This is a genomic window from Simiaoa sp., assembly GCF_051972595.1.
GTDB lineage: Bacteria > Bacillota > Clostridia > Lachnospirales > Lachnospiraceae > Acetatifactor > Acetatifactor hominis.
Window position 1 is genome coordinate 1 of record NZ_JBOKRY010000067.1, and the last position, 10127, is coordinate 10127.

At 47.8% G+C, this 10127-nt stretch carries 8 protein-coding genes; 7 read left to right on the forward strand and 1 reads right to left on the reverse strand.

Annotated features, from left to right (window positions below):
• Positions 1-379 precede the first annotated feature (379 nt).
• On the reverse strand, positions 380-1615 hold the full coding sequence (locus tag ACTRDR_RS14470) for a nucleotidyltransferase (RefSeq protein ID WP_440528317.1): 1236 nt from the start codon (positions 1613-1615) through the stop codon (positions 380-382).
• Between the two features lie 297 nt (positions 1616-1912).
• On the opposite strand from ACTRDR_RS14470, the gene pta reads away from it, so the two are divergent.
• The 7 genes from pta to ACTRDR_RS14505 all read left to right on the forward strand — a co-directional run bounded on the left by pta (position 1913) and on the right by ACTRDR_RS14505 (position 9693).
• A complete protein-coding gene (gene pta, locus ACTRDR_RS14475; RefSeq protein ID WP_176863944.1) occupies positions 1913-2914 on the forward strand; it encodes a phosphate acetyltransferase in 1002 nt (333 codons plus the stop codon).
• 125 nt (positions 2915-3039) lie between these two features.
• Complete coding sequence (locus tag ACTRDR_RS14480; RefSeq protein ID WP_176863943.1) at positions 3040-4236, forward strand: acetate/propionate family kinase; 1197 nt, start codon at positions 3040-3042, stop codon at positions 4234-4236.
• 98 nt (positions 4237-4334) lie between these two features.
• A complete protein-coding gene (locus ACTRDR_RS14485; protein WP_440528319.1) occupies positions 4335-5576 on the forward strand; it encodes a 6-phosphofructokinase in 1242 nt (413 codons plus the stop codon).
• Positions 5577-5619: 43 nt separating this feature from the next.
• Positions 5620-6759 carry an FG-GAP repeat protein gene (locus ACTRDR_RS14490; RefSeq protein ID WP_440528320.1) on the forward strand — a complete coding sequence of 380 codons (1140 nt, stop codon included), beginning with the start codon at positions 5620-5622 and terminating at the stop codon, positions 6757-6759.
• The gene (locus tag ACTRDR_RS14495; RefSeq protein ID WP_440528322.1) at positions 6759-7415 is read left to right on the forward strand and encodes a response regulator transcription factor; all 657 of its coding nucleotides are present in this window, start codon (positions 6759-6761) and stop codon (positions 7413-7415) included. Before ACTRDR_RS14490 ends, ACTRDR_RS14495 begins: the two co-directional genes overlap by 1 nt.
• Before the next feature lie 26 nt (positions 7416-7441).
• Positions 7442-8869: a sensor histidine kinase gene (locus tag ACTRDR_RS14500; protein ID WP_440528323.1), complete on the forward strand. Its 1428-nt coding sequence runs from the start codon at positions 7442-7444 to the stop codon at positions 8867-8869.
• Positions 8866-9693: a hypothetical protein gene (locus ACTRDR_RS14505; RefSeq protein WP_440528325.1), complete on the forward strand. Its 828-nt coding sequence runs from the start codon at positions 8866-8868 to the stop codon at positions 9691-9693. The genes ACTRDR_RS14500 and ACTRDR_RS14505 overlap by 4 nt, the downstream gene beginning before the upstream one ends.
• Positions 9694-10127: the final 434 nt, after the last annotated feature.

The window sequence follows — 10127 nt, forward strand, 5'->3', positions numbered from 1 at the left end:
TGGATGGCAACTGGAGCCGTGCCCGTACGGATTAGAACCGCTACTCACTTTTCGTTAGAAAATTCCCACCGGGAGACCTCACATCGAGGAAGGACATTCCGTTCGCCGTGGGCGTTCGTGGGGTTTACGGCAACCCTACGTTACGAGCCATGCACTCAATTCATAAATGTGTCGCAAAAGATGCTCCACATTTATTGGCAGTTTTCCCAATGAGCCTCGCTATTCATAAGATTGTCAGCAAAAGGCGCTGCCAATCTTATTTCATATCGCGGCGTTCGCCGCATCACGGCAAAAGTAAAAACCGTGATTTGTGAGCAAGCTCCAAATCACGGTTCTTATTTTGACTATGCGCGGCTCATTGCTCGCGTAAACTCTCAATTTACACAATCACAATCGGTGTCCGATATTCATTCACCATTTCTTTTTGGTTCTTCAATGCCAGATTTCCCAGATAGATCTGATTCCGGAGAATATCCTGATCCAGCATACGCAAAGCATCTGCGGGAAGTGTCTGTCTTGCGTCTGCCAAACTGGTAATGAGAGGAATGGAGCTGTTCTTTTTGATCTCGGTAAGGAGAGGAGCTGCATCCCTGCAAAAGCCCAACACTCTGGCGTAGGAAATATAATCTTCAGCCTTGCAGGTCTCGAATTCTTTCTTGGTCATATTCAGCAAAATATGGAACAGGCATCTGCTGATACGAGTGTAGGTCATATCCTTGCTCTTGAGCAGATCGCAGAAAGAAGATAAGCCGGTGAAGGACGGCAGGGTATTGCGGATACGGTCGGAGAGATCCGGGGAAATATCCTGATACTTGTCGTAGCCCTCGAAGTATTCCGTCAGTAGCTTGTATTGCAGCGCCGCAGAAAAATCATCCGCAAACAGAGGCTTCTGTTCCTCCAGAGAAGTCCGCAATATCTCATAGGCATTTTCCGGCATCTGAGATGTCAGATAGGCAAGATCATGCCCGGCAGCCACGGACTGGCGGATGGCAATAGCGGAACACTGGTTGGTTCCCAGGCGCTTATCGTGATAATCCGCACCTACACGGGTGGTAGTGAAGGGAACAATCTTGCTGTTCCTTGACATCAGGGCCTTCAGATATTCAATTCCCAGTATATTATTCGGAGAGGACAGCACATCCTTGTCATCACTTAATGAAGGAGCGTACTGCAACAGAGCCCAGGTCCTTGCAATCGGGAAGGACATTCCCTTTTTCAGATTGCAGCGCAGGGATTCCACATAAGGTTCCGGCTCCGTGTAGAAGATCTCGGCGATCCGGGAGAGCGTATCGATGTTACCGCATTCGCTGCCAAAGCACAGATTTGTGGTGACTCCCAGTTTGTCAAATAGAGCAACGGAGCCCTTGGCAAAAAATTCCGCACTCGAAGCAGCGTAGCAGATGGGGAGTTCCAGCACAAGATCCGCACCGCATTCCAAAGCCATTTTGGCGCGGGTGAACTTATCTAACAGGGCAGGGGCACCGCGCTGCATGAAGTTGCCGCTCATAACGATGATCGTATAATCGGCGCCGGTGGCTTCTTTGGCATGCTGCATCTGGTAAGCATGACCATTATGAAAAGGGTTGTATTCTGCGACAATACCATTGACCTTCATAATATGGCTCCTTTCGTGAAAAGAAATATACGGTAAATCGAATACAAATACAAGCTGCGCATGTGAAAAAAATAACATACGCTGAAAGCGTTTACATATGCATGGTTATCAGCATATTTTGTAATTGAAATTCAAAGGTTGTATCTGAAAATATACAATTTTGCGAACATTATGCCCTTGTCTACTCCAGATGTATTTAGTATAATATAAATACATCGGTTTGTTAAGATAAAACCAAAACTTTACAGAAGTTATTTGGGAGGAAGCGGGTATCCCCCGCCGGAAAGGAGAATGGATATGTCATACATTGACATGATTAAAGAGAGAGCAAGACTCGACAAAAAAACAATTGTATTACCGGAATCTAATGATAAGAGAACATTACTGGCTGCTGCCCGTATCGTAGAAGAAGGTATCGCAGACATCATTATGATCGGTGATGAAGAGAAGATCATGGATGGTGCAGGCTGGTTGGAAGTCGACCTGTCCAAGGTAACAGTAGTTAACCCGAAAACAACTCCCAAGTTGGATGACTATGTGAATTTATTATATGAAACCAGAAAAGCAAAGGGAATGACTCCCGAAAAGGCAAGAGAGATCCTGTTAAATGATTACCTGACCTTCGGTATCGTGATGGTTAAGGCTAACCATGCAGACGGTATGGTAGCAGGTGCATGTCACTCTACCGCAGACACCTTAAGACCCGCACTGCAGATCTTAAAGACGGCACCCGGCGTTAAGCTGGTATCCGCCTTCTTTGTTATGGATACTGTATTCAAAGACCAGGGTGAGAACGGAACTTTCCTGTTTGCTGACTGTGGTCTGAACCAGGATCCCACCCCCGAAGAGCTGGCTGCTATCGCAGATACCTCTTCCAGAAGCTTCAAGTCCCTGATCGGACCCAAGCCTGTTATTGCTATGTTAAGCCACTCCACCAAGGGCAGTGCCAAGCATGCTCTGGTTGACAAAGTAGTAGAAGCTACCCGTATTGCACATGAGGAGTATCCTCATCTGACCTTAGACGGTGAACTGCAGCTGGATGCAGCGCTGGTTCCCAGCGTTGCTAAGTCCAAGGCTCCCGGAAGCCCTGTAAACGGTCATGCAAATGTTCTGATCTTCCCGAATCTGGATGCAGGTAACATCGGCTACAAGCTGGTACAGAGACTGGGTGGCGCAGAAGCTTACGGTCCTATGTTACAGGGTATCGCAAAGCCTGTTAACGATCTGTCCAGAGGATGTTCCTGGCAGGATATCGTTGGTGTTGTAGCATTGACTGCTGTACAGGCACAGTTAGTATAATCATTATAAGAACCATAAACGTGTGCGGGATATCTGTCCCGCACCGTATTCATGTATTGCCCTTACAGGGTGGCATGAGATCATAGAACATTAGTCTTACAGATTAAAAAAGAAAGGAATTTACCATGAATATTTTAGTTATTAACTGCGGAAGCTCTTCCCTGAAGTTCCAGCTTATTGATTCCGAGACCGAGAAATGCATCGCAAAGGGTCTCTGTGAGAGAATCGGTATCGAAGGAAGCCGGATCACCTATACCCCCGATGGCGGCGAGAAGGAACAGACCGTAACTCCCATGCCGGATCACACTGAAGCAATCCGTCTGGTACTGGAAGCTCTGACCAATGAAAAGACCGGCGTGGTGAAGAGCCTGGATGAGATCGGTGCCGTAGGACATCGTATCGTACACGGCGGTGAGAAGTTCGCAGCATCTACCATCATTACCGATGACGTTATGAAAGCCATCGAAGAGTGCAACGATCTGGCTCCTTTACATAACCCTGCAAACCTGATCGGTATCAATGCCTGCAAAAAGCTGATGCCCGCTACTCCCATGGTAGCTGTATTCGATACCGCTTTCCATCAGACCATGCCTGAGGAAGCTTATATGTACGGTCTGCCTTATGAGTATTATGAGAAGTACAAGATCAGACGTTACGGTTTCCACGGAACCAGCCACTCTTATGTATCCAGGAAGGCTGCAGAGGTTCTGGGCAAGAAGTACGAAGATCTGAAGATCATCGTCTGCCACTTAGGCAACGGTGCCAGCGTATCTGCAGTTAAGAACGGCAAATGCGTAGATACCTCCATGGGTCTGACTCCTCTGGAAGGTCTGATCATGGGAACCCGTTCCGGTGATATTGATCCTGCTATCATGGAGTTCATCGCTCACAAAGAGGGCAAGAATATCGACGAGATCATGACCGTTCTGAACAAGAAGTCCGGTGTATACGGCCTGTCCAACAACCTGTCTTCCGATTTCCGAGATCTGGAAGATGGTTATAACAGAGGTGATGAGCATTGCATCCGCACCATGAACACCTACTGCTACCGTGTAGCAAAATACATCGGTTCTTATGTAGCAGCAATGAACGGTGTAGATGTGATCTGCTTTACCGCAGGTATCGGTGAGAATGCACCTCTGGTCCGTTCTCTGGTATGTGAGCATTTAGGCTTCTTGGGCGTATCTATCGATGAGGATGCGAACCACAAGCGCGGCGAGGAGATCGCTATTTCCACTCCTGACAGCAAGACCACTGTTATGGTAATTCCTACGAATGAGGAACTTGCTATTGCCAGAGAGACAGTAAGTTTGGTAAAATAGGTTCGACGGAACCTTAAGAATGAGAACACCCATCAACCGGAGGCTCCGATTGATGGGTGTTCTATTATGGTAAGGAATGAACAGAGGGAGAAAATGCTATGAAGAAAAATGTGATCGTAGGACAGTCCGGAGGTCCCACCGCGGTAATCAACGCCAGCCTTGCCGGCGTCTATAAGACAGCAAAGGATATGGGCGCGGAAACCATATACGGTATGCGTTACGGCATCCAGGGACTTCTGGAGAAAAAGATAGTGAATCTGGGGGAGAAGATCCGCAATGACATGGATGTGGAACTTCTGAAGAGAACACCGGCATCCTTCCTGGGATCTTGTCGTTATAAGCTTCCGGAGATCAGTGCAGATAAGACTATCTATGAGAGAATTTTTGAAATTCTGGAAGAACTGGAGATTACGGCATTTTTCTATATTGGCGGTAATGACTCCATGGACACCATAAAAAAGCTTTCCGATTATGCCCAGACAGTTGACAGCCCGATCCGTTTTATCGGTGTGCCCAAGACGATCGATAATGATCTGGAGGGTACGGATCATACGCCCGGTTACGGCAGCGCTGCAAAATATATTGCCACCGTTACCAAGGAACTGGTACGTGATGGTCTGATCTATGAGATGCAGAGCGTGACGGTCATCGAGATCATGGGAAGAAATGCCGGCTGGCTGACCGGTGCGGCAGTACTTGCCAAGAGTGAAGACTGCGAAGGTCCGGATCTGATCTATCTGCCGGAGGTTCCTTTCGATGTGGATGCTTTTCTGGAAAAAGTAAAGAAACTGGTAGTAGAGAAACAGTCCATCGTCATCGCTGTATCGGAAGGTATCAAGACGGCAGACGGCAGATATGTCTGCGAATTGTCCGCACACTCGGACAAGACCGATTCCTTCGGTCATGTGCAGTTATCCGGTACCGGTAAATATCTGTCCGACCTGATCATCGAGAAATTGGGCTGCAAGTCCAGAGCTATTGAACTGTCTACCCTCCAGCGCTGTGCAGGACATCTGACCTCCCGTGTGGATATCACCGAGGCTTATCAGGTAGGCGGTACTGCAGTAAAGGCAGCTTTTGAGGGCAAGACCGGTCAGATGGTGATCCTGAAAAGAGTATCCCAGGATCCCTATATCTGCACCACGGATCTCTACGATGTGCATAAGGTAGCAAATCTGGAGAAAAAGGTTCCCCGTTCCTGGATTACGGAAGAGGGAGATTACGTGACAGCAGAGATGAAGAACTATATCGAGCCTCTGATACAGGCGGAACTGACCCCGATCATGATCACAGGGCAACCCAGACACATTATTATCGATGATCTGCCGGATATAAAGTAAGCAAGTATAGATAGAACAAATTGGATACAAAGGAGGTGGGAACATGCCGAAAGACAGGAAGAGAAAAAACATGCTGATCATAGCATGTATCATGCTCTTTGCAACTTTATTTACGCTTGTTCCTGCCTTTTCTTTTTCCGTGACTGCAGCCAGAAGGAACGCAGGATCGGTGGCGGAAGAGTACGTCAGGTATCAGTCCAGGCTTCGGCGTATAGAGAAGATCACGGAGCTGGAGGAAAACGGATTTCGTTTGCTGGAGGATCAGGTATTTGCCATGCCGCTTCAGAAATTGCCGGAGGATACGCCTGAGGACGAAGTGGATGAGGTCTGGTTCTATGCGGCATTGGACAAGCAGTACCACAGACTGGCAGTTTTTATCGCAGATGATAATGGACAGGTTCTGTACAAGACGGATCAGCTGGAGGCAAATTACTGCTATCCGGGAGAACTGCGGCAGCCCATAGAGAAGCTTGCATCGGTATCTTTTCAGGATGTGGACAATGACGGCGATACGGATATTATTCTGATTGCCCAGTGCCATAACGATAGAGGAGATTATCAGGAGAAATCTTATAAAGTGGGAGATGTTCTGTTCCAGGAGGATGGCAGCTTTTACAGAGACTATCGGATCTCGGACAAGATCAACCGCTTTGATATGAATAAAAATCCGGCGTGTATCCTGAACTTCGTACGCGACGGCCGTTCCACGGAATTCCTCTACACTGCGGAGACATACGGAGAACTGCTCAGTCATAATTTCCGGGTGATCGAGGAACAAAGCTATACCCGTAATTTTGAAAAGCTGGGGAAAATGAAGGTAGTGCCCGGAGTATACCGGATGGCGGAATATGATGTGTTTATGATCTACCTGATCGACGAGCAGGGAAATATTGTGTGGAGTTTCCAGCCTATGGAGGATTACGACAATCTCTATGCGCTGAAGGGAATCCAGGGGAAGGATCTGGACGGCGATGGCTTCAAGGATCTGGTGGTATTTGCAAAATACAGTTATGAGGGAGACTCTGGGGAATTGTTGGTAGATACCGTGTGTACCGTGTATTATCAGCGGACTGCCGGATTTGAAAAGGACGAAGATTTTACCGCAAAGTATAAATGTACGGAGGAGGACACTTTAGAGGCGCTGGTCGGGAAGATACGTGCCTACTGGGGGTGGCAGACATAATGATAAAAATATTGATCGTGGATGATGAAAAGCCGATCTGTGATCTGATCGATCTGAATCTGTCGGCAGCAGGATATTTTTGTAAAAGCGTACAGGACGGCATGAAAGCAATCGAATGTATCGAGAGAGAAAAATTCGATCTGATCTTACTGGATATTATGCTTCCGGGAGTGGATGGCTTTGACATCATGGAATATATCAGACCTTTAAAGATCCCGGTGATCTTCATTACAGCCAGGGGAGATGTGAAGGATCGTGTAAAGGGGCTGCGGCTTGGCGCAGAGGATTATCTGGTGAAGCCCTTTGATGTCGTGGAACTTCTGGCGAGAGTGGAGGTCGTATTGCGCAGATTCCATAAGATGGGAGCACAGTTGTCTGCCGGTGATGTGATGGTGGACATGGATGCCAGAATGGTGACCAAGGCAGGGATTCCCGTGGTGCTGACCAATAAGGAGTACGGACTTTTGGTGTTGTTTATCCAGAACAAAAATATCGCCCTGTTCAAGGAAAGTCTGTATGAAAAAGTGTGGGGCGAAGAGTATGACGGAGATAGCAGAACCTTAGAACTTCATGTGCAGCGCCTGCGCAAGAAGATGGGATGGGAGCGTCAGCTGGTAGCGGTCTATAAGGTGGGATACCGGCTGGAGATCGCATAACCCGGAGCGGGTAAAAGGAGAGATATATGAAATTTTCCTGGAAAATACTGTTTTGTACGATGTTGATCATGGCAGCGGCATGCGGAGCAAGCGGTTATTTTTTTGTAAATTATGTATTTCAGACCTCCATGGAGCGTGAGACCAGACAGGCACTTGATGAAAGCAGTATTTTGAGGTTCGCTTTTGAGACGGCAGCTTTAAATATTCCATCCAAATATGATGTGCTTCCGGACGGAACGGTGGAACAGATCGGAGTATACCTGGAGAACAGTGGACAGCACGGCAACAGATTGCTGCGGATCAGTGATGAGAACGGTAAGGTGCTGTATGCCAGCGAAGGGTTTACCGGGGATACTTCTCTGTGGGAAGAACGCGGAGAAAATACGAGAGTGTACCGGGTATTGCAATCGGGGGATTCCTATTATATCCAGACACAGACCAGGATCAATGTGTCCGACCGAATGCTTACGTTAGAGACCATGAAAAATGTAACTGCGGTATATACGGAGAGGACGGAAGGATTTCGGATGTATCGTCAGGTTACGGTGATCGTATTGTTATGCAGTGGGGCGGTCATGACGCTGATTGCCTGTTGGCTGACCAGACCTATCAGACTTTTAACCCGTGCCACCGGCAAAATGGCGGAGGGAGAATACAGCTATCGCGCGGAGCAGATCAGTAATGATGAAATGGGACAGCTGACTGCAGATTTTAACCGCATGGCAGAGGCGCTGGAACAGAATATTCAGAATTTGGAAAATGAAGTCAGAGCCAGAGAAGATTTTATTGCCGCATTTTCCCATGAACTGAAGACACCGCTGACTGCCATGATCGGTTATGCGGATATGCTGCGTTCCCGGAAATTGGATGATGAGAAGCATTTTTTGTGTGCCAATTATATCTATACAGAGGGAAAACGCCTGGAGACTATGGCACTCAGACTGCTGGATATCATTGTGACCAGACGTAAGGAGATCGATCGTAAGACTACAAATGTCTCCGGTATTTTCTCGTATCTGCAGGAAATTTATGATGAGACCAAGAACCCGGAAGACGGCAGGGTGAAGGTTGACATCAGCTGGGAAAAGGGAGAACTCTATGCCGAGGAGAACCTGTTGAAGACTGTTTTGATTAATCTGACCGATAATGCCATCAAAGCCTCCGAGGAGGGGCAGACCGTGGAGATCACAGGAAGGCGCATGGAGAACGGTTATTATTTTCAGGTGCGGGATGAAGGAATCGGTATCCCTGAGGAAGAACTTCAAAAGATCACGGAGGCTTTTTATATGGTGGATAAATCCAGATCCAGGGCTCATAACGGAGCGGGACTGGGGCTTGCACTGTGTACCGCTATTCTGGAGCTGCATCACAGCCGCCTGAAGATCGAGAGTACGCTGGGGTTTGGAAGCTGCATGAGCTTTCTGATTCCGGACGAGGGGGGTGAAGTCGGATGAATAGATGGAAGAGCTGTTCTTTGGGCTTTGCGGTAGCAGTTGTGGTCATTCTTGCGGCTCTGTGGGGTCCGGAATGGATCGCGGCCAAAAGGGATGAGAGACTCTTAAACAGTATTACCACAGAGGCAGTGGAAGGAGCGGAAGGATATCGTTACCGCATGAGCAGCAATCAGAAGCTGTATCTTTTGGGAAGATGTCTGAGCAGCCAGACCCTGCCGGAGAGTGAACTGCGTTTTCTGACCAGAGTGGACAGTGAGGCAGGAAACTACGGAGAAATGACGGGTACCTACGCGTTTGTGGAGAATCGTCAGCAGCCGGGAGAGGGACAGATTCAGGAGGAAGCGGTATATGAGGCATGCAACAGAGAGATTCAGGCCCTGAAGGAGCAGGGAATTCTTCCCGGGGAAGTAAAGGAAGTGTCGGAAGACTCTTACGAAGCGGTGATCTGCTCAGCCATCGATGTGCTGGAGCCGAGGAATAATCTCTCCGTATGGAAACTCAGCCTGTCTACGGACGTAAGGAATGCGGATAAGAGTAACCGTTTTCTGGATATTTATCTGGATGCGGATACCGGAAAAATTTATGAATTCTATGTCCGGACCGGACAGCAATGGGAAGACATCGATACGGATGCCATGATCGACCGGTATGCGGAATATCTGGAATTGACCGGTCTTGAAAAATATGAGGACCCAAATCCGCTGTTGGAGACGACGCCGTATTTTGCCAAGTATACTTTCCCTGGGGAGGAGGAAGGCAGTACCACGGTGACCATCGGTTACTATGAAGGAATCCGTGAGCTTTTCCTCAAAGTAGGAAGATAGAAAAATAAAATACGCATAGATTTTTTACAAAAAAGATTAAAATCACTACTTGACGTTAGCACACTAAAGCAGTACTATAAATAAAAATTAAATACAGCGGTAAGAAAACCATTGATGTGGAGATAAAGACAGTTCGTGCACTTACAGAGAGACCGGATGCTGAGAAAGGTTGGAACGCAGGTTGTTAAATGGACCACGGAGGGCGCAGTCAAAGAGGACACATAGAATCTTAAGACCTCAAGTATTCTGCGACGTGAGGGCATACGTCAGTTGCCGGGGATATGTTGGTATCCTGTAAGAGCACAAGCAATTGTGAAGCAAGGTGGCACCGCGGGAAATGTAAATAACCCGTCCTTGACAGAAGCAGATTCTGTCATGGGCGGTTTTTTTATGGGCTTTAGCCTGTTGAGTGCATCGGAGTTTCTCCAAACGGA

Coding starts and splice junctions, on each gene's coding strand:
- ACTRDR_RS14505 (WP_440528325.1), top strand. CDS start 8,866: ATGAATAGATGGAAGAGCTGTTCTTTGGGCTTTGCGGTAGCAGTTGTG.
- ACTRDR_RS14500 (WP_440528323.1), top strand. CDS start 7,442: ATGAAATTTTCCTGGAAAATACTGTTTTGTACGATGTTGATCATGGCA.
- ACTRDR_RS14480 (WP_176863943.1), top strand. CDS start 3,040: ATGAATATTTTAGTTATTAACTGCGGAAGCTCTTCCCTGAAGTTCCAG.
- pta (WP_176863944.1), top strand. CDS start 1,913: ATGTCATACATTGACATGATTAAAGAGAGAGCAAGACTCGACAAAAAA.
- ACTRDR_RS14470 (WP_440528317.1), bottom strand. CDS start 1,615: ATGAAGGTCAATGGTATTGTCGCAGAATACAACCCTTTTCATAATGGT.
- ACTRDR_RS14490 (WP_440528320.1), top strand. CDS start 5,620: ATGCCGAAAGACAGGAAGAGAAAAAACATGCTGATCATAGCATGTATC.
- ACTRDR_RS14495 (WP_440528322.1), top strand. CDS start 6,759: ATGATAAAAATATTGATCGTGGATGATGAAAAGCCGATCTGTGATCTG.
- ACTRDR_RS14485 (WP_440528319.1), top strand. CDS start 4,335: ATGAAGAAAAATGTGATCGTAGGACAGTCCGGAGGTCCCACCGCGGTA.